Source organism: Bacillus sp. ISL-78 (assembly GCF_018613455.1).
Classification (GTDB): Bacteria; Bacillota; Bacilli; order Bacillales; family DSM-1321; genus Peribacillus; species Peribacillus frigoritolerans.
The window spans coordinates 300,794-320,828 of the sequence record NZ_JAGGQC010000003.1; the positions used below are offsets into that span (position 1 = coordinate 300,794).

The following is a 20,035-nucleotide window of genomic DNA, read 5'->3' on the forward strand; positions in this document are numbered from 1 at the left end:
ATATGTTTTATGCAGAGACACTAAAAATATGGAGGGATGGGAGTTTTAAGGCAACGACGGATTTACTCCTTTGCCTAATTGCTAAGATGATAACCGTTTCATCAAAGGGCTTCAAGTGTGAGTTTGATTTGTAATGAATGAGACCGATTAACGGAACGGCGGGCATGATTGGTCCTCCCTCATCCCACTATTTTGAAAACCATACAAAAGTGCCATAAGCTCCGGTCGATTATTAACATTCAGTTTTCTGTAAATACGGCTTATATAGTTTTTTACCGTGCCGATCGATAGAAAAAGTTTTTTTGAAATTTGCTGATTCGTTTCGCCTTGGGTTAGCAGGATAAGCAGTTCATGCTCGCGTTTCGAAAAAGCCCCCAATTTTTCGATTGCCTTTTCCAAAGTTACTGGTGATTTTTCAACATCCCGCTCCAGCTTTTCCATTAAAATTGATTTGAATGAGGCAGGATAAACGATCTGACCGTTGGCACATTGACGGATTGCCGACAACACTTGTTTCATTCCGCCATCCTGTAACACATAACCTGCTGCACCATGGCCTATTGCTTCGATAAGATAATGATTTTCTGAATAGGCTGTAAAAATGACGAAAGGAGTGGATGGGTGTTTTTCCTTAAGGACTTGCATGACTTCCTGTCCATACTTCCCTGATGAGCGTGCATCAATAAGAATGACATCTGGCATGACTGATGTATGATCAGAATCAAGAAGGTCCATTTCATTTCCAGTCATCCCCATGACCTTAATGTCACCTTCTTTTTCGATGATTCCCTCAATTCCTCCCTGACCACCATAAATCATTAGCTTAATCGACTTCATAACCTCACCTGTTACTTTCTTTATTTGTTATTTAATCCGATTTTTTATAATTGTCCGCCGCAAAATAGTTCTAATGGTCTATATTTTACATCATTAATTCACTTGTTAACAAATTTAAACTGTAAAAAATACTTTTAATAAATGCTTTCCTCCTGACAATAAAAAGGCTATCAACCCGATTGACTTCAGGATGATAGCCTTTTTCTTTGTTCCTCATCTATGAGCGTATCAAGTTTCATGATGCTTTCCTTTGCCCGTGGAAAATCAATTTTCCGATAATGGTGTTTTCCGCCTTCTTCTTCATCTTTTTCGTCGGCCCATTTGACGACTTGCTGAAGCGGTGTACGAATAATATCATTCGAAGGTAAGAACGAATCAGTATGAAATAAAATGGCGAGGGAAATGGTCTTTGCCTTGATCGGGTTTTCTCCCAAGCGGATTAACAGTTTATGTGCTCGTTCGGCACCTTTGATGGGGTGAATATCATTTTGTTTATAAAGATCATAATCCCATTTACCATTGCGATACCAGGTGAAATGACCCATATCATGCAATAGCCCGGCTTTAGCGGCAATATCAGGGTCGACATTATATTCATTTGCTAAGTGAAACGCATGGTATGCTACCGCAATCGCATGTGCCAGACCTGAACGGTTCAAGTATTTTTGAGCAATGGGATGTGTAAAAATATCCAAAAGCTTTACATCTCTCATCTAACCCCTCCTTACAATTTTGTGGAAATTTTTAATGACAATCATAACTCTTTTCGAAACAAGAATCAAGGTTTTAAGATTTTTCAATATATTTTATGCAGCCTCATACACTTTGGTTGTACAAAAAAAGGACCATTGCCGGTTATAGGCAATGATCTCCTCATGATCAATGTAATTTAGTTTTGCAGTACTTGGTTTTTCAAGGAACGCCTTAAAATTTTACCAGTCGCGTTTTTTGGAAGTTCATCCAAAAACTCAATTTTTGCCGGCACCTTATATTTGGCCAAATGTTCCATGCAATGGGCAAGCAACTCTTCCTCAGTCAATGCATTGTTTTTCTTTACCACAAAGCATTTAACCACTTCCCCCTGATTGGGATCGGGAACGCCAATGGCTGCTGCCTCAACTACTTCAGGATGGTCATACAGAACCTCCTCCACTTCACGTGGATAGACATTATAGCCACCGACGATGATAAGCTCCTTTTTACGATCTACAATGAAAAAGTAGCCTTCATCATCCATCCTGGCTAAATCGCCAGTATATAACCAGCCATTTTTCAAGACAGCGGCTGATTCTTCAGGCATTTTATAATAACCCTTCATTACATTCGGACCTCTGACAATCAATTCTCCTACACCATTGATCGGCACTTCTTCTCCAAGCTCATTGACCACTTTGTTTTCCACCCTAAGGATGGAGGTTCCAATGGAACCCGCCTTCCTTGGACGGTCCAAAGGATTGAAGCAGGTAACAGGCGAAGCTTCGGATAAGCCATATCCTTCTGATACCCTAACATTAAATTTCCGCTCGAATGATTCAAGCAGGGACACTGGCATGGCGGATCCGCCCGATATGCATATCCGTAAAGACTTCAAAGCATCCTCTTTAGCATCTGGATATTGGAAAAGAAAGTTATACATCGTTGGCACGCCAGCAAAAACGGTTGCATCATATTTTTTGATTTGCCTGAATATTTCCTTTGGACTGAATTGCGGGACAATTAAAAGCGTACCTCCGCTTATCAACGGGGCATTCACAACTACCGTTAAACTGAAAACATGGAACATTGGCAATGTCGTAATGACACGGTCACTTTCCGTGATATTTAAATATTCACCAATATCATGTGCATTGGAGTAGATATTGGTATGTGTGAGCATGGCCCCCTTTGGTTTTCCCGTTGTCCCGGAAGTATAAAGTATGATTGCCGTATCTTCCGGATCCAATTCTGGACCTTTAAAGCCTTCATCCCCCGATTCGACCATTTTTGTAAACGATTTCATTTTATTGCAGATATTAAATTCGCTACTATCCCCATTATCCGGCTGCGTTTCACAAATTACATATTGTTCTACACTTGAAAGGATAGGGTTCATTTTCTCCAGTAAGGGTAAAAGCTTATCTAATGCCACAACAACCTTTACATCGCCATTATTCAGGATATAACCAATCTCGTCAGGTGTGTATATTGGATTGACGGGAATTACGGTCGCCCCTGCTCGCATAGCTCCATACAATGAAATGATGAAATGTGGAGAGTTGCCTAATAACAGCGCAATGTTATCACCTTTTGAAACACCAAGCCTATGTAATTCGTCTGCGAACTTGGTAACTGCTTTATCCAATTCCCCATATGAAGTGGATTGATCCAAAAAGTAATATGCTGGCTTATCCGCCTTTTTTAAAGCCATTTGATGAAGCTGTTCAGATAAATTCATCTTTCTCCCTCCCCTGCAAATAGCATGAATGAATGATCATTCATTTTTATGGTGAACTAAATACATTTTTATTATATTAAAAGAATGCGATCACAGCAACCATTTTATCCATATTCAAGCAATTACTGTCATTATTAGTCACAAAAGCCGTCCTATTAAGTCGGGACGGCTTTCAGGCTTAATATATTAAAGCCAATATTTCTTCTTTTGTTACATTGCCAAAATAATGACGAACATCGATCTCATCCAGTACTCTGCTGATTGCTTCCTTTTCATAGCGAGTTCCAGTAAGCTTTCGTTCAATATCCGTAACCTCTCCGACCCCGAAGAAATCACCGTAGATCTTGCAGTTTTCAATGATTCCCCTGTTCACTTCAAGGCGGATATCAACAGATCCCACGGGAAATCTATGTGAGCTTTGCAAGTTGAATTTAGGTGATTTTCCGTAATTCCACTCCCAATTTTGATACCTATCTTCCGAGATTTCGTGAATTTTCTTCCAATCCGTTTCTGTTAAAACATACTCTGTAACCTTTCCGGTATCTTTGAAAATATTTTGCAGAAGGAATGAACGGAATTCTTCGACAGACATCGGTTCTTTTAGGAAATCGGCGATATTACCGACACGGCTTCTTATCGATTTAATCCCTTTGGACTCGATTTTATCTTTTTTCACTTTTAAAGCGGATACAATGTGATCCATTTCTGATTGAAACAGCAATGTCCCATGACTGAACATTCTGCCCTTCGTTGAAAACATCGCGTTTCCCGAAATTTTCTTTCCTTCAGCCAGAATATCGTTACGACCGCTCAATTCAGCATGTATTCCTAATTTCTCGAGCGTTTCCACGACAGGCTGGGTGAATTTCTTGAAGTTATGGAAACTATCCCCATCGTCTTTCGTAATGAAACTGAAATTGAGATTCCCTAGGTCATGATAAACCGCTCCACCCCCGGAAAGGCGGCGAACAACTGTAATGCCCTTTTCATCTACATAATCGGAATTGATTTCTTCAATCGTATTTTGATTTCTGCCTATGATGATTGAAGGTCGATTAATGTAAAATAAAAGATAGGTTTCATCTATGTTTAAATATTTAAGCGCATATTCTTCGATGGCCAGGTTAATTCTTGGATCTGTAATTCCCTTATTATCAATAAAAAGCACAGTTGTACCTCCTTGTAGACTTCATATCACTGATGTTTCATTTATAGTTGGAACTCGAGATTGGTTTTGGCTACAGCTATTTCCCTTTTGAATACCTCGGATGCTTCTTTTTTCAGTTGATCGAGATTCCCATAATGAGGGAGGTGAGTTAACAGCAAAAGCTGGACGTCAGCCTTTTCTGCCAGCAGGCCCGCTTCCCTTGCCGTCATATGCCCCGCCTTTGAACCATCCATATCACTGTAAAAGTTACTTTCACATAATAAAACATTTGCGTCTTTAGCGAAATCTGCAAGCTCATCCATATATGAACTGTCACCTGTGTAAACTATCGAATGATTTTCAGCTTCAATCCTCATTGCAAAACAAGGGACTGGGTGTTTTGTTTTCATGAACGTAAATTTACACGGTCCAATGGTTAAGGGGTATTCAGCAGAGATGGCTATCCCCTTTGTCACGTCTTTATAAGTTAACTTACCAAATTCGACTTCGTCCAAATCATGACCATATATAGGAATCGTCCTTTTTTCGCTGCCCAATATCTGCTGTATGAACGCCGCGTGCTGCAGGACACCAATATCCGCTACATGATCAGGATGATAGTGGGATAACACAACTGCACCAAGATCCTCCGGCTTCATATGATTTTGAAGCTGTGATAGAACACCGCTGCCACAATCAAGCAGAATGCGAAAATCTTCATATTCAAGCAAATAGCCGGAACTTGCCTCATTTTTAGCTGGATAACCGCCCCAGCAGCCAATTACGGTGATTTTCATGTTTAGGCACTCCTTTTTCTTCTCTAAATGACTACCCCATTAATATAAACTATTCTTGCCCTTATTTCACCTTTTTCACTTATGTTATAAAACATTAATTGACATCTCAAATCTGTTATAATACAATAAAACCATAGAAAAGCGAATAATAAAAAAATTCAGGAGATGATGTTCATGATTCAAAGTAGCATTGAGTTCTTTAAAAATCTGCCATCAAAACAATGCACGGAATGCGGAAAAAAAATTGAAGAACAGCACGAATGTTATGGAAACCACTGTGATCATTGCCTTTCTGGAGAGTAGTAGTCTTTGGGCTTCACCATTCTCTTCCCAAATCATAGATGTTTCAGTTTCGCAGCTGAAACAAAACCAATAAAAGAAGAGATACCGATGATCGGTATCTCTTCTTTTATTAGGTCATTGCCTTTCAGCAAAATAGAATGATCACGTAACGGATAATCCTTTAAACAAATATATTTTAAATAGTTCAGCAATTTCCGCTTTCTCTAATGGGGCATGGTTCCTTTCCCAATCAAAGATCAGGGCAAGGTACATCTTTAGCATCAGGAAAGCTGTTATCTCCGGATCGCAAGGTTGTATATAGCCCTTATCAATCGCTATTTTTAGTTTTTCCTTAATGTAGGATACAATGGCTTCTTCCATTTCATTAACCATTTCCTGAACGGCCGGCGTGCCAATTTCCCGCTCTTCCTGAAGAAGTTTTAATGATAATTGATGTTCCTGCCTGAACTCCAGAATTCGATAAACGGCCCGATGCAGGTTTTCAAAAAAGGAGAGTTTGTCATCCAAAGATTGTTCCGCCTCATATTTCATTTCCTCTATCATCCGCTGAACGATTTCTTTAAACAGCTCTTCTTTATTTTTATAAAAGGTATAAATGGTCCCTTTTCCCACATTGGCAATTTTAGCGACTTGATCCATCGTCGTTGCCTTATAGCCAAAAAGTGAAAACGACTTGGTCGCAGCTTCCAAAATTAATTTTTTACGATCAACAGACATTTCCCACCTCAATTCTGACCAGACGGACAAAACAGTCATTATGTTCAACGATATCATACCAAAAATTTTCAGTTTTTTCAATTATATTTTCAATTCCCAAGAGAAACAATGGCCATCCCCGTTACTGGACAGCCACTTTTCGAAAATACTTATTTATTTAAATCTGCAAAGCCAAAGATAGCGTCGCTTTTCCAGTGAATAACATAACTTCAAATGAAAAATGCAGAGCACATGGCAAGCATGGTTAAACTAATTTTCCCCTATTGACTGATCACTTTTCCTGTAATCTGTTTAAAATGATAGAGGCCAAAGCATCGATGAATTCAGGTTTAACATTGGGCATATCCGGCCTGTAGTAGCCTGCGCCAATCTCTTCCGTCACAACCTTACATTCATAATCGTTATCATAAAGGACTTCAAGGTGCTCGGCAACAAAGCCAACAGGAATATAAATGAAAGCTTTATAACCTTTAGCTTGATGAAGATCTCGGGTTAAATCCTGTACATCGGGTCCCAACCATGGTTCAGGAGTTTGTCCAGCGCTTTGCCAGCCTACTGCATAATTGGTAACCCCTGCGCCTTCAGCGATCATGTCTGCGGTTTCTTTCAGTTGATTTGGATACGGATCTCCGGATTGCAAGATTTTTTCCGGGAGGCTATGTGCCGACACAATCAAAGCGAAATTATCGCGTTCTTCCGAGGTCATTCTCCCAATCACTTCTCTTACCTGGTCTACCCAATATTGGATGAATTTTGGCTCATCATACCAGCTTTCAACGGAAGTGATGGTCAGATCCCCCAATTTAGCGGCTTCATCCTGGGCACGTCCATTATAAGACTTCACGCTGAATGTTGAAAAATGCGGTGCCAATACGATACTGACCGCTTCTTTGATTCCATCTTCATGCATTTGTTTCACTGCGTCTTCAACAAAAGGTTCAATATGCTTCAGGCCAAGATATGCCTTGAATTCAACTTCCTCCTGAACGGAATTCAATTTCTTTTCAAGCGCTTCAGCTTGTCCTGCCGTTATTTTTGCAAGCGGGGATAATCCACCGATCGCTTCATATCTGCCTTTTAGGTCGGCAATCAATTCGTCGCTTGGCCGTCTCCCATGACGAATATGTGTATAATACCTTTCAATATCCTCTTCAGTGTATGGAGTACCATAAGCCATGACTAAAAGGCCCATTTTTTTTCTTGACATGAAGTTACACCTCTTTTAAAGATTTCGTTCTTTTATTGTGCATCCAATTAAGGAGTTTTAGCAAATGGTTCGCTCACCTTACTTCATTTTTGATGAATATTCATGAATGAAAGCGGTCAGCCTCTTCAGTGTTTCCGGATTTACGGAAGGGAAAACGCCATGACCAAGGTTAAAGATGTAGCCGTCCTGCTCCATGCCCTGATCGAGGATCCTTTTCGTCCGTTCTTCTATAACATCCCATGATGATAATAGTAGGGCAGGATCTAGATTACCTTGTACCGTTTTCTGGATTCCCATTTGTCTTGCTTCTGTAATTGGCAGTCTCCAATCAAGCCCGACTACATCAATCGGAAGATCATTCCACTCAAGTGCCAAGTGACTTGCGCCGACCCCGAACATGATTAGCGGTACATTTTCTTCACGCAATGATGAAAAGATACGAGTCATGATCGGCTTGATGAATACGCGGTAATCTTCAACATTCAAAGCACCCACCCATGAATCAAAGATTTGGATGGCTTTAACGCCGGCTTTGATTTGCGACTTGACATAGATGATGATCATATCCGCTAGCTTATCCATTAATGCAAACCAGGCCTTTGGCTCGGAATACATGAAAGCTTTCGTCTTATTGTAGTTTTTGGAGGGGCCGCCTTCAATCATGTATGAAGCAATGGTGAACGGAGCCCCGGAGAAACCGATCAAAGGCACGGACAATTGCTCCCTGGTCAATAATTTAATAGTGTCCAACACATATGGGATGTCTTTCTCTGGGTTCAATTCACCTAATTTTTCAACATCTGTCACCGATTGGATCGGATTGGCTATGACTGGACCGATTCCGGACTTAATCTCAACATCGACACCAATGGCTGGTAGCGGTGTCATTATATCTTTATATAAAATCGCAGCGTCTACATCATATTGCTCCACTGGCAATCTAGTTACATAAGCGCATAATTCCGGCTGATGAGTAATTTCAAAAAGTGAGTACTTCTCTTTCAATTTACGGTATTCCGGCTGTGAACGGCCAGCCTGACGCATATACCAAACAGGCACATGATCCGTTTTCTCTCCTCTTGCAGCTTTTAAAAATGTATCATTCGTAATTTCCTTAGACATTAATATCCACCTTTCAAGCAATCACGTTTCTATTTTTATTCATTACCTACATAGAATATCAGAAGGATGTTGAATTTCAAATCGAATCTCCTTAAACTATAGCTTTTTCTATAATATATTTGTCAAAAAATCGACTTTTATATATGTATCTTACCGGTTTACCAGCTTAATGGTTAGTTTGGAAATGGTAAAAGTACTATTCATTGGGTAAAATGGGTATACAGGCACTATATAGAAATTGGAGGGGAATTTATGAATGTATTCATCACATCAGGTACTTATGATTTTTTGAAAATCAAAAAAGATAAACACCCCAATGAAAAAATATTACTTATGCAGAATGCTCAAAACACAGTACTTTTACATGAAACTACAGGTAAAACGCTCTTCAACTCGCCACGAAAATATGAGGTAGTCGATGGGAAGGGAACTCTTCAAGATCATGGATATGTGGTCATGAACAATATCCCTGTCAGTGAGGAAGGACGGCCGGTATTTGAACACCGTTTTAAAAACAGGGCCGGATTCATTGAAAATGAACCAGGCTTCGTTGCCCTTCGTATCCTGCGTCCAATCAACTCTGAAACATATGTAATCTTAACGATTTGGGAAAAACAATCGGACTTTATGAACTGGAAGAAATCCAGTTCATTCCAGCAGGCGCATAACAGTGACTCCAAACCTCCTGTTACGAATTCCAGCCAGAAGATGTTTTCAGGTGAAGCCTTTGTAACGCAGTATACATTGGTGAAAGATTCTGAGGAATAGACTATTTACTGCTTAATAAGGGGCCCATCCTAAAGGATGGGCCCCTTCATAGTAATGCAGAACGTTATTTGGACGCTAAAAGTCATATAAACCTATAACAATCCGACAAATTCCTTCTTTATTTCCGGGGAAATGCAACCGATATTTACATATATTTTATTCAATGTACGCTAGACCCCAGGAATTTATACAATTTAAACAGAGTTAAACTATATGCCGCCCATAATGCAAAACCTCGCAAGATATCAGTTGGAAAGTGAACTTTCATGGCGATCCTGCTGACACCGATCAGCAGGATGAGAAAAACGAAACCGATTCCCACTGCCCATTTCAATGAGTTTCCTTTAATTTCATTCATGATTAAATAAGCAACCATATGAGAAAATAAGGCCCGCCAATTCGTGGGCACTTGGAAAACTGAAGCCGGTGGTCTCCATCAAATGATTTTCAGGGCGCACTCTTTTAACATGATTTTTTATCCACCCGTTTAATACATCCCCCCATCAATCCCGATAGAAGAGACGACCATGGTCTAATAATCCTTCTATATTATTCACAAATATAGAACACATAGTAAGCTACCAAAACCAATAAACATGGATTTTCCAAGATAGGATGGACTTGAAGAAAGTGACGAAAATGTATTTTTACCTACGGAAAAGAATTCCGCAATATATGTATCGAATGCTAAAGATTTCTCACTCTGAATTTCATTCATCAAAAAAAAGAATAGCAACAAGCAAGTGAAACCATAGCAATCCAGGATATTTATTCATTATATATCTCTCTCCTCAAGGTATTTAATTCACTTTGGATCTTCCAGAATATGATATACTATTTACAATTAATCCAATCATTGGGAGGTGCAAAATGATACAGCGATTACACAATCTTCTGGATGGCTCATATGAAGAAATGGTTTCGATCAGGCGTTACCTTCATCAACATCCCGAGCTTTCTTTTCAAGAAGCCCAAACGGCAGCCTTCATCGCTGAATATTATGAAAAACATGGAATCGAACACCGGACGAATGTAGGCGGTAATGGTGTTATTGCCAAGGTCAAAGGCAGTAAGCCTGGTAAAACCGTAGCATTGCGCGCTGACTTCGACGCCTTACCCATTCAAGATGAAAAAGAAGTTCCCTATAAATCTTCCGTACCCGGGGTCATGCATGCGTGTGGACACGATGGCCATACAGCGACACTCCTTGTCCTTGCTAAAAACCTGAATGATCTGAAGGATGAGCTCGAGGGTGAATATATATTTATCCACCAGCATGCTGAAGAATATGCTCCAGGGGGTGCCAAACCAATGATTGAAGCTGGCTGCCTTGATGGGGTGGATGTAATTTTCGGCACCCATTTATGGGCAACTGCCCCAACCGGAACAGTGCAATACACTTATGGACCCCTTATGGCCGCTGCTGACCGTTTTGAAATCACAATTCAAGGGCAGGGCGGACATGGAGCCCAGCCGCATAAAACCCGTGATGCAATCGTAGTCGGCTCTCAGCTCGTCATGGCCCTGCAGCAAATCGTAAGCCGCCGCCTAAACCCAATAGATTCTGCAGTCATTACCGTCGGTTCCTTTGTTGCAGATAATGCCTTTAACGTCATTGCAGATAAGGCTAAAATAATTGGGACCGTCCGTACATTCAAGGAAGATATCCGTTCATTCATTAGCAAAGAAATGGAGCGGATTATTAAAGGCACCTGCCTAGCTGCGAACTGCACCTATGAATATCAATACTTTCAAGGTTATCCAGCTGTTATTCCGCATGTTGAGGAAACTAAGTTCCTCATCGAGAGCACTGAGTCCGTCAAGGAAGTTTTGATTACAGAGGAAATTGACCCGGATATGACAGGTGAAGATTTTTCTTATTATTTACAAAATGTAAAAGGTACATTCTTCTTTACAGGGGCCAAGCCAAAAAATGAACATACATATCCACATCATCATCCTTTGTTTGACATTGATGAAAAAGCGATGCTCATCGCTGCCAAAATATTAGGCACTGCAGCGGTGACCTATCACAATAAGAAACACTCATCCCAAAAGGTGAATGAATCTTTATTGCGGTAATGGTAAAAGGGACGGATTTTCCCCGTCCCTTACTGTTTAAGAAGTCTGATTCGGTAACAATGGACAGCCGTTTCCCCAAGATGTTCCAACAAATGATGGTTGGCATATCCACCGACAGCTGCCCCAATACCTGGAACGAGCTGGAACATTTTAATGACATCGATGTGATCGCGATATTCCTGCTGAAATTCTTGCCAGTCTATTTCCGGCCATTTCCCTGAATCCCATTCCTCTATTACCTGTAATGTTTCCAATTTCTTCTCCTCGCTAGAAAATGCCATCTGGAAGATATGGAGAATGAATAAACGTTCCTCATATTTATTTGGATCGAAACCGTATATACGGGATAGTTCGAATAATAATTTCATCTTGATGCTGAGCAGTAATGGAAAATCAGCCAATCCAATTAAAAGCCCTGCCGCTCCGGTTCCCACACCTTCTATAACGGCCGTTTTCCGATATGCGGTTACAGTTTCCGCAACCCACTCTTCTTTTTGCTGCAAGGATAATAGCACTACATTTTTTTCTTTAGACATATATTTAGAACCTGCTAATACAGCCTCTATCATCCCTTTAATACTATCAGTAATCACTTTGTGCACTCGGTCTGGAATATAACTATTCAATTTGATTTGCGCCTTTTTGGACATCCGCTCAAGCCTGCCGGATTTCTTGGCTACTTTCTTTTTCCATGATATTAGTTCCGATAATGCCTGTTGCTCATATTCATCCATCATTTAACACCTCCGTTAAATATGTATATACCCCCTATGAGGCTTTTAGTTTCAATTTTCATTTCTTAAAAGAAAAAGCTGATTTTATGAAAAATCAGCTTCTGCTTAAAAGTTTTTTATTTTCTTTGTTGCATAAATTTTAAAACCGAATATGAAAACAAGTCCCATTGCCAAGGCGGCTAAAGCGGACATCCATTCCCCTTTCACTAGCAGGACCAAACTGAAGACAAGGTCCTCAAATAATAGGAAATAGGAAATTAGTTTTATGACTGCAGATTCTCTCATTTTTGCTGGCAATGGGTACAATGAGACCCATACTTTCCATTCATGTGCCTTCCAAACCGGCAGCAGTTGCAAAGCTGTCATGAATAAGAACATGAACGCAACAATCAAATGTGCAAATATGTTAGTGAATACACTTAAAATCACCGATCCCATGATCGTTAAACGAAAACAAAGTCCCACATAATCATTGGATCGCAGCAGGGTACGGGCGTAAAGATAGGTATAAGTTGATTTATCACCATAGGGAATGAGTGATAATGGCCAGTCCATCCATTTCCTCCTCGCTACCTTGCCTTTCAAATGAGGTACATCAGTAAACATGTTCGCTATTCGATAGAAAGAATTCATCCGTTTGTTCTCCAGTTCCACCAGCCGTTCCCACTTCAGCACAAAACCTTTAGTTGCGCTTCGGTAATACATGTAAAGTCCTAACAATAATAAGAAGGTTATAAGTGCAAACAGTATATTTGCCCTTGAACAGATGAAATAAAGAATCACTCCATTAAGTAAAAAGCGGATGAGTGAGTCCCAATGGCTCACTGATGTATCCTGATATTTCAATACCAGCCAGCGCATGGTTAAATTCAAAAGCTTCAAAATAAGCAAAACGACCAGGATGATTCCAATGTCCTTACCTCCTGCACCCGTAACCTTCGAATACATCGGTATCGAAGCAATCAGGACAACCAGAAGAATAAAGCCTTGCATGACCCAGCTTAATATCAGTGAATTCTTGAAATAGCTTCTCAACTTCGTTTCAAGGGGAAGCAGGAATACCGTATCTGGTTCTTTCAAGAAAGTGTTTATCGGACTTCTGGTTACAATGATCGATAAAACTAAGGCCATGATCAATTCAGCAGGGAAATCACTGTTTAACGTCTTCACCCAATCACTGTAATAATAAGCCAAACCACCAAGAACCAATACCATGACAAAAACAAGATGGCCATTAAAAATATAACGAAGATATTTTTGCGTTTCATTTATAAAGCCTATATATCTTTCCTTCCAGAGATTTTGACTATTCATGACCGAATTCTTCTTTCGTCAATTGGATATATAAATCGTCCAGAGTTGCCCCTGGCATGGAAAATTGTTCACGAAGCTGCTCAAGATTGCCTTTCGCCCGAATTTCTCCATTATGCAGTATGATGAAAGAATCACAATACCTCTCGGCTGTCGCCAGAATGTGTGTAGACATTAAAATTCCCGCTCCGCTCTCTTTCATCTTCCTCATCAAATCAAGCAGGGATTGAATGCCTAGTGGATCAAGACCTACGAAGGGTTCATCGACGATATATAAAGACGGCTGTACTAAAAAGGCGCACATTATCATGACCTTTTGCTTCATTCCCTTTGAAAAATGGGCCGGGAACCATTTAAGCCTTTTCTCCATATGGAATTCCTTTAACAGAACTTCCATCCTTTCTTTAAATGTGGCTTCGGCCAAACCATGTGCCATGGCTGTAAGCTTTAAATGCTCCTCAAGTGTAAGCTCATCATACAAAATGGGCGTTTCTGGAACATAAGTGAATTGTTTTCGATATGTATCCGGGTCCTGAGCTAGTGTTTTACCATGAATCGACACGCTTCCGCCTTTCGGCTCCATGAGTCCGATGATATGTTTAATCGTCGTACTTTTCCCGGCCCCGTTAAGCCCAATTAACCCAACCAGCTCATTAGGCTGAATGTCAAAACTTATTCCTTTTAAAACGGGCGTTTTCGTGTATCCGCCCACTAACTGCTTTATTTCCAATAAGGACATATAAACGATCCTTTCTATTTAGAGGTTCTTATTTCCATTTTATCAAATTCTCCTGCTTTTATATAGTCGAGTGTTCCGGAGCTCGATTTCCATAAATAACTAATTATATTTTTCCTGCTTGATGGTCATCATAAATAAGGAAGAAGGGGTTAGTCATTACGTGTGATTCACATCATATTGTAAATGAGGTGTCAGTTAAAGACGTATAAACTGAATTAAACCAGAAGCTTCATAACAAAAATCGTTTCGAGCAAGGAGATGGTTCTCTTGCACGTAAAAGCAGAAAAGTCATTCAATAATTATCAATTATGCTTTAAAAGTTGATGAAACTTTAAAGATATAGGAGATGGTTGCTTTGAATGGAAAATCTCTATTTAGATAATAACCATATTTTACTACAATGTAGATGAGGTGTTTGTCGCAGAGAATTTATGCTAATGCGAATTTTGAAGCAAAACCCCCTTTTTCAACAGGCAGGGTGCAACTTAATGTTGCATCCTGTTTTTATATTTTTCCTTTTCTCAAGGATTCAAGCTATGGTACGATTAACCAAATACATTAACTTTTAAAGGAGCGTTATAAATGAGTGATTGCATTTTTTGCAAAATAATCGATGGGGAAATTCCAAGTAGTAAAGTTTTCGAAAATGAACATGTTTTGGCCTTTCTCGATATCAGTCAAGTAACGAAAGGCCATACGCTGGTAATACCTAAAGTACATAAGGAAAATCTTTATGAGTTGACACCTGAGATTGCCAAGAACCTTTTTGAAGTGGTGCCGGAAATTGCCCGCGCCATGAAGCAGGAATTCCAACCTGTAGGCCTGAACCTTTTAAATAATAACGGTGAAGCTGCAGGGCAGTCCGTTTTCCATTTTCATATGCATTTAATTCCTCGGCATGGGGAAGGTGACGGCTTTGGTGCAGTTTGGAAAACAAATACCAGCGACTATACACCGGATGACCTGAAACAAATCGCTGACTCCATTGCACAGCATATACAATGAGACTGCAACCTGAAGAAGGTTTCCTTCTCCTTTCGTCGCTTGAAAAAATGATCCCGAGTTGGTCCTCACTTTAAAGTGCAGGACCTTTTTACTTTGGTCTATCATTAAAAAACGGATTTAAAATTCTAAATTTTCCTCCAATTGAATTTAGTTTTCTGGTAGGATATATGAATAGTCTAAAATACTTTATCACATTGTCGCATAGGAGGAAAAAAATTGAAACGTGCACGTAATTTTAACGCTGGGCCAGCCGCCCTTCCTTTAGAAGTTTTACAAAGAGCCCAAAACGAATGGTTGAATATTGAGGATTCCGGTATGTCTGTCATGGAATTAAGCCATAGAAGTTCCGAATTCGAAAAAATTCATAACCATGCCATTCAATCATTAAAAGATCTTATGGAAATTCCTGAAAATTATGAAGTTCTCCTGCTTCAAGGAGGGGCAAGTCTACAATTTTCCATGATTCCCATGAACATTTTGAAAGATGGAAAAAGGGCAGATTATGTACTCACTGGTTCTTGGTCGGAAAAAGCATTAAAAGAAGCCAAAAAGGTTGGTGAAACGGCCGTAGTCGCTTCATCCAAAGATGAAAAATATACGTTCATCCCTAAAGTGGAAGATATCAAATTGAATGACGATGCTGCCTATCTTCATATCACAAGCAATAATACGATTTACGGAACACAGTGGAAGGATTTCCCGGAAACAGGCAACATTCCTCTAGTAGCCGATATGTCAAGTGATATTCTCAGCAAAAAGATTGATATTAATAAATTCGGCATCATCTATGCTGGTGCACAAAAGAATCTAGGTCCGTCGGGAATCACAGTCGTTATCATCCGTAAAGATTTAATAACGGATAATGACAAGATCCCATCCATGATGAACTATTCGATCCATTCGAAAAATAATTCTTTATACAACACTCCTCCGACATTGGCCATTTACTTATTGTCCCTTGTGTTGGATTGGGCAAAAGATCAGGGCGGAGTGGAAAAGATTGCTGAAATCAACGAAGAAAAAGCAAAAGTCATTTACGATGCCATCGACGGCAGTGATGGTTTTTATAAAGGCCATGCCCTACCGGACAGCCGTTCATTAATGAACGTAACGTTCACGCTTCCGTCTGAAGAAGCTGAAGTGCAATTCCTTAAAGAAGTGAAGGAAGCCGGATTCGTAGGACTGAACGGTCACCGTTCCATCGGCGGCTGCCGGGCATCCATCTATAATGCGGTCCCTCTATCCCATTGCCAGGACCTTGCTGATTTCATGAAGAAGTTCCAGGAATCGTATAACGCGAAGGAAGCTCAAACTCTTTAATTCAAACAAATATAACTTCTAAAAAAATAGGTCTTATGATATACTATTTTAAACTTCTTGCAACAGGCAATAGTGCATTGTTGAAGAAAAGCTGTTAGTTGAGATGAGAATAGGAGAGATGAGTAAATGAAAACGAAAACCCTTGTGTCACTGTCCCTATTAATCGGGATTGGGGCTGCCCTGCATTTTATCGTACCTGGATTCTTCCTTGGAATGAAACCGGATATGATGCTGTTAATGATGTTTTTGGCGATAACCCTTTTTCCCGCTAAGAAGAATGTATTCATTGTCGCCTTGGCAGCAGGAGCCATCTCTGCCATGACAACTACATTTCCTGCAGGACAGATCCCAAATATCATAGACAAATTGGCAACAGCCTTTCTGTTTTACCTTTTATTCATCAGTCTAAAGAAGTTTTCAACATCCGTTGTCACCGTCAGTATCTTGACTGCCGTTGGAACATTGATTTCCGGCGCTGTCTTCCTTGGTTCGGCTTATTATATCGTTTCCCTTCCAGGGCCTTTCGTTGCACTTTTCGGAGCTGTTGTGCTTCCTGCCGTATTGTTAAATACAGTTGCGATGGTCATCATATATCCAATTGTGAACGGCATCGTAAGAAAATCAAATATACCCATTAATGCTTAAGCAGCAGGACCATCATACCTAAAAAAGCACCGGAATGTCCGGTGCTTTTTTTCCAATCATATGAATCTGGAATTCTAGTCAGAATCACCCTCCAATGGTCAATGAATCAACATCCACATAAACCAAATGAAAAGCAGTAAAACCCCGGGGAGACCCATAGCGAAGGCTCTAGCCTGGAGCACCCTCCTAGGCGGATAGATGCCAGGATTTTTTGCTTGCCTTAGAAAATACCCCATCCCGCACAGGCATACCAGGCCTAATAAAAAAATGATTTTCATTATTAACCCACCAGTGCCATCCATGTTCCGACAGCTTGTTTTTATTATCTATATGCCGCTCTTCCCTTTATATGAAGCATTATTATTAAAGCTTCAAGTTATTTTTAAATATTATATATTGACTCTCTAAGTTTAAAAAAATATTTTTGTGATATAAAGATAAAATGGTCGATTCTCTTCCATAAGGATGAAAATTATGGTATTTTGATATCAATAGTATTTCTCTCCCTATTTATCATAATTTCCAATTGATGCAGCAGGGATTCAGACCATGGAAAGCGAAAACATATTATAAAATGAGGTGATCCTAATGAAAGCAAAATCATTACTAATTGGCTTTTTGACCGGAACAGTAGTAGCTGGTGCGGCAACCTTACTTTCGACACCAAGTTCAGGTAAAGACCTACGGACCCGCATCAAGACGAATACCGACGAAATTAAGACTACAATTGATGAATTAAAGGTAAAAATGCAGAATATTAGAGATGATACGATGGAAGCTTCACAAATCAGCAAAGAAACGGTGAAAACATTCATTTCGGATGTTCAGGTCGTCATCGAGAACTGGAAGCGGGAAATCGAACCCAATAAGAATGAATTATTGAAGAACGTTCAGGAAATTGAAAATTCATTGAAAGAATTGGAAGCGGCCGCCCCTACTTCTAAAAATTAATAGCTGACACTAGTCACACAAGCTTGATTCTCCATTTTTCCCAATAAATTACATGGTTTATTGGAGAAGAATGGAGAATTCATTAAAAAAACTAAAATTTTCTAAAAATTTTGCAAATATTTATCTTTATTAATTTTTATTTTATTGTCATAATAAATATATAGAATCTTATAAGTAGGTGAGCCCATAATATGCAGAATAAAAATTATTCTATGAAAGAAGCAATGATTTTTAGTCAACGAATTGCACAATTAAGCAAAGCATTATGGAAATCGATTGAAAAAGATTGGCAGCAATGGATCAAGCCCTATGATTTAAACATCAATGAGCACCATATCCTTTGGATTGCCTACCATCTTAATGGCTCTTCCATTTCGGATGTTGCAAAATTTGGGGTCATGCATGTTTCTACCGCATTTAACTTTTCAAAAAAATTAGAGGAACGCGGATACTTAACATTTTCAAAAAAGGAAAATGACAAAAGGAATACGTATATAGAGATCACAGCGGAAGGTGAAAAAATTCTACTTGATTTAATGGAGACCTACGACCCAAGTAAGAACTCCGCTTTCTCGGGTGCACTTCCATTGCGTGAACTTTATGGCAAGTTTCCGGATATGATTGAAATGATGGCCATCATCCGAAATATATACGGTGAAGACTTCATGCAAATCTTTGAACGATCCTTCGATAACATCGATCAGGAGTTTACGGACGTGGAGGGTAAAATCACAAAAAAAAAGATAGAGAAAGAAACTGAGCCAGTTTAATCTCATACTCTATCCATTTCCTTCATGAATGATACATACAAACCTTGTGAGATGCATGCATCAATGCATTCCTTTGTGGTTATTTTTGGATTAACCTTTCTTTCAAATTGATTAAAAAGCGGTCGAAAGTTCATATACCCTTCCGCTTTTTCTATTTCATAGCGTTTGCTCAAGATATCACATGTTTCTAATAACTCTTCCGCTTCCTTCTTCGTGAAATTTTTTTCCACAAAAAGATAGTCCAACTTGGCCTCCGGATTGCGTATAAGGTTTAATAAAAGCCGTTGATGAAAACGGAGTATTTCTATTTCTTCATTTATATTTTTCATACATCACTAATCCCCATTCAATCATTCAATTTAACATAAAAGACTTATAACCAATTTTTGAATTTCACACTCGGTAATCCGCCTGATCCCCATCTCAAAACCTGCCCATTGCATGCTTACTCACCAAAGTGATTTCATCTTAAACATAATCAAAGAATACCATTGCTTTTTCCACCCATTCATCGTAATGTATGTAAGTATATTCAACAGCTTTGGAGGGCTGATTTCGAAATGAATTCGTGGAAAACAATAGACGTGGCAAAACAATATGGGAATTGCCGTCTGCTCTTTTTTTCAGTTTTTACTATATTGATGTCTTTTGTTCTGATCTATACATTATTAAGTGTCTTTTCAACCCATGTTATTTTGTATGGCGATCAAACAATGGTATTTTTTAGCCTATTGCTCTTATTATATCCTGTTCACAAACTATTACACTATTTACCTTTACGATTATTATGTAAAAAAGTAAAAACTTCATGGTCCTTGAAGTGGAACCTTGTGCTAACATGCAGAGTCAATGTGCATGATCCGATTCGAAAGCATCTTTATCTCTTGACCCTTGCGTTGCCTTTCGTCATAATGTCTGTCATATTGATTGGTTGTGCCCTTAGTTTTCCGCATTACATCCATTATTTCACTATTTTATTATCCATGCACACCGGCTTATGCGTATCGGATTTTATTTATATAAAAAACCTTGTTGGTTCCCCAAGGCATTCTTTTATCGAGGAACATCTCGAAGGATACGATATACTTATTCAAAAGTGATTTCTTATTCATTCATAATGATGGCTGCTAAGATTTTTAGGTATCT

The 20,035-nt window shown here is 39.4% G+C and carries 23 protein-coding genes; 9 read left to right on the forward strand and 14 right to left on the reverse strand.

The annotated features are described in order from the left end of the window. Window positions 1–147: 147 nt before the first annotated feature. The 5 genes from J7I96_RS03920 to J7I96_RS03940 all read right to left on the reverse strand — a co-directional run bounded on the left by J7I96_RS03920 (window position 148) and on the right by J7I96_RS03940 (window position 5,215). The gene (locus J7I96_RS03920) at window positions 148–837 is read right to left on the reverse strand and encodes a LuxR C-terminal-related transcriptional regulator (RefSeq protein ID WP_214769355.1); all 690 of its coding nucleotides are present in this window, start codon (window positions 835–837) and stop codon (window positions 148–150) included. A gap of 185 nt (window positions 838–1,022) precedes the next feature. After that, window positions 1,023–1,550, reverse strand: coding sequence for an HD domain-containing protein (locus J7I96_RS03925; protein WP_034314654.1), 528 nt, complete (start codon window positions 1,548–1,550; stop codon window positions 1,023–1,025). Window positions 1,551–1,726: 176 nt separating this feature from the next. Further along, window positions 1,727–3,271 carry a fatty acid--CoA ligase family protein gene (locus tag J7I96_RS03930; RefSeq protein WP_214769357.1) on the reverse strand — a complete coding sequence of 515 codons (1,545 nt, stop codon included), beginning with the start codon at window positions 3,269–3,271 and terminating at the stop codon, window positions 1,727–1,729. Between the two features lie 178 nt (window positions 3,272–3,449). After that, a complete protein-coding gene (gene lplA / locus J7I96_RS03935) occupies window positions 3,450–4,439 on the reverse strand; it encodes a lipoate--protein ligase (RefSeq protein WP_214769365.1) in 990 nt (329 codons plus the stop codon). Window positions 4,440–4,480: 41 nt separating this feature from the next. Further along, complete coding sequence (locus tag J7I96_RS03940; protein WP_214769368.1) at window positions 4,481–5,215, reverse strand: MBL fold metallo-hydrolase; 735 nt, start codon at window positions 5,213–5,215, stop codon at window positions 4,481–4,483. Between the two features lie 174 nt (window positions 5,216–5,389). Between J7I96_RS03940 and yhfH the strand changes: the two genes are divergently transcribed. Then, window positions 5,390–5,518, forward strand: coding sequence for a protein YhfH (gene yhfH / locus J7I96_RS03945; protein ID WP_214769382.1), 129 nt, complete (start codon window positions 5,390–5,392; stop codon window positions 5,516–5,518). A gap of 141 nt (window positions 5,519–5,659) precedes the next feature. Here yhfH and J7I96_RS03950 read toward each other — a convergent pair whose 3' ends face one another. The 3 genes from J7I96_RS03950 to hemE form a co-directional block, all read right to left on the reverse strand. Beyond that, window positions 5,660–6,235: a TetR/AcrR family transcriptional regulator gene (locus J7I96_RS03950; RefSeq protein WP_214769385.1), complete on the reverse strand. Its 576-nt coding sequence runs from the start codon at window positions 6,233–6,235 to the stop codon at window positions 5,660–5,662. 271 nt (window positions 6,236–6,506) lie between these two features. Beyond that, window positions 6,507–7,442, reverse strand: coding sequence for a ferrochelatase (gene hemH, locus J7I96_RS03955; RefSeq protein ID WP_214925525.1), 936 nt, complete (start codon window positions 7,440–7,442; stop codon window positions 6,507–6,509). Between the two features lie 78 nt (window positions 7,443–7,520). After that, window positions 7,521–8,564, reverse strand: coding sequence for a uroporphyrinogen decarboxylase (gene hemE / locus J7I96_RS03960; protein ID WP_214769404.1), 1,044 nt, complete (start codon window positions 8,562–8,564; stop codon window positions 7,521–7,523). Window positions 8,565–8,816: 252 nt separating this feature from the next. On the opposite strand from hemE, the gene J7I96_RS03965 reads away from it, so the two are divergent. Continuing rightward, window positions 8,817–9,332 carry an antibiotic biosynthesis monooxygenase family protein gene (locus J7I96_RS03965; RefSeq protein WP_214769407.1) on the forward strand — a complete coding sequence of 172 codons (516 nt, stop codon included), beginning with the start codon at window positions 8,817–8,819 and terminating at the stop codon, window positions 9,330–9,332. Between the two features lie 160 nt (window positions 9,333–9,492). Here J7I96_RS03965 and J7I96_RS03970 read toward each other — a convergent pair whose 3' ends face one another. Continuing rightward, entirely contained in the window at window positions 9,493–9,690 is a 198-nt protein-coding gene (locus J7I96_RS03970) for a phosphatase PAP2 family protein (RefSeq protein ID WP_214769424.1), read from the reverse strand. A 512-nt stretch (window positions 9,691–10,202) separates the two neighbouring features. Here J7I96_RS03970 and J7I96_RS03975 point away from each other — a divergent pair. After that, on the forward strand, window positions 10,203–11,414 hold the full coding sequence (locus J7I96_RS03975) for a M20 family metallopeptidase (RefSeq protein ID WP_214769426.1): 1,212 nt from the start codon (window positions 10,203–10,205) through the stop codon (window positions 11,412–11,414). A gap of 29 nt (window positions 11,415–11,443) precedes the next feature. Here the strand turns inward: J7I96_RS03975 and J7I96_RS03980 are convergent, their stop codons facing one another. The 3 genes from J7I96_RS03980 to J7I96_RS03990 all read right to left on the reverse strand — a co-directional run bounded on the left by J7I96_RS03980 (window position 11,444) and on the right by J7I96_RS03990 (window position 14,198). Then, a complete protein-coding gene (locus tag J7I96_RS03980) occupies window positions 11,444–12,148 on the reverse strand; it encodes an EcsC family protein (protein ID WP_214770143.1) in 705 nt (234 codons plus the stop codon). 105 nt (window positions 12,149–12,253) lie between these two features. Then, window positions 12,254–13,462 (reverse strand): ABC transporter permease, encoded by a 1,209-nt coding sequence (locus tag J7I96_RS03985; protein WP_214769428.1) that lies wholly within the window; start codon window positions 13,460–13,462, stop codon window positions 12,254–12,256. Continuing rightward, window positions 13,455–14,198, reverse strand: a complete 744-nt coding sequence (locus J7I96_RS03990; protein WP_214769430.1) for an ABC transporter ATP-binding protein — start codon at window positions 14,196–14,198, stop codon at window positions 13,455–13,457. The genes J7I96_RS03985 and J7I96_RS03990 overlap by 8 nt, the downstream gene beginning before the upstream one ends. 582 nt (window positions 14,199–14,780) lie before the next feature. Between J7I96_RS03990 and J7I96_RS03995 the strand changes: the two genes are divergently transcribed. From J7I96_RS03995 to J7I96_RS04005, 3 genes are all read left to right on the forward strand, one after another. Continuing rightward, window positions 14,781–15,203: an HIT family protein gene (locus tag J7I96_RS03995; RefSeq protein ID WP_057275801.1), complete on the forward strand. Its 423-nt coding sequence runs from the start codon at window positions 14,781–14,783 to the stop codon at window positions 15,201–15,203. Window positions 15,204–15,419: 216 nt separating this feature from the next. Further along, the gene (gene serC, locus J7I96_RS04000) at window positions 15,420–16,523 is read left to right on the forward strand and encodes a 3-phosphoserine/phosphohydroxythreonine transaminase (RefSeq protein ID WP_214769435.1); all 1,104 of its coding nucleotides are present in this window, start codon (window positions 15,420–15,422) and stop codon (window positions 16,521–16,523) included. 126 nt (window positions 16,524–16,649) lie between these two features. Further along, window positions 16,650–17,168 (forward strand): tryptophan transporter, encoded by a 519-nt coding sequence (locus J7I96_RS04005; protein WP_034314684.1) that lies wholly within the window; start codon window positions 16,650–16,652, stop codon window positions 17,166–17,168. Window positions 17,169–17,266: 98 nt separating this feature from the next. Here the strand turns inward: J7I96_RS04005 and yhzF are convergent, their stop codons facing one another. Next, window positions 17,267–17,470 (reverse strand): membrane protein YhzF, encoded by a 204-nt coding sequence (gene yhzF / locus J7I96_RS28960; protein WP_483861560.1) that lies wholly within the window; start codon window positions 17,468–17,470, stop codon window positions 17,267–17,269. A gap of 286 nt (window positions 17,471–17,756) precedes the next feature. Here yhzF and J7I96_RS04010 point away from each other — a divergent pair, with 286 nt between their 5' ends. Together J7I96_RS04010 and J7I96_RS04015 are read left to right on the forward strand one after the other, a co-directional pair. Beyond that, window positions 17,757–18,119: a YtxH domain-containing protein gene (locus tag J7I96_RS04010; RefSeq protein WP_214769438.1), complete on the forward strand. Its 363-nt coding sequence runs from the start codon at window positions 17,757–17,759 to the stop codon at window positions 18,117–18,119. Between the two features lie 191 nt (window positions 18,120–18,310). Beyond that, window positions 18,311–18,889, forward strand: a complete 579-nt coding sequence (locus tag J7I96_RS04015; protein WP_034314691.1) for an HTH-type transcriptional regulator Hpr — start codon at window positions 18,311–18,313, stop codon at window positions 18,887–18,889. 2 nt (window positions 18,890–18,891) lie between these two features. Here J7I96_RS04015 and J7I96_RS04020 read toward each other — a convergent pair whose 3' ends face one another. After that, window positions 18,892–19,218, reverse strand: coding sequence for a DUF1878 family protein (locus J7I96_RS04020; protein WP_214769441.1), 327 nt, complete (start codon window positions 19,216–19,218; stop codon window positions 18,892–18,894). Window positions 19,219–19,602: 384 nt separating this feature from the next. On the opposite strand from J7I96_RS04020, the gene J7I96_RS28740 reads away from it, so the two are divergent. Beyond that, a complete protein-coding gene (locus J7I96_RS28740) occupies window positions 19,603–19,989 on the forward strand; it encodes a DUF3267 domain-containing protein (RefSeq protein WP_396020061.1) in 387 nt (128 codons plus the stop codon). The last annotated feature ends 46 nt before the right edge of the window (window positions 19,990–20,035 follow it).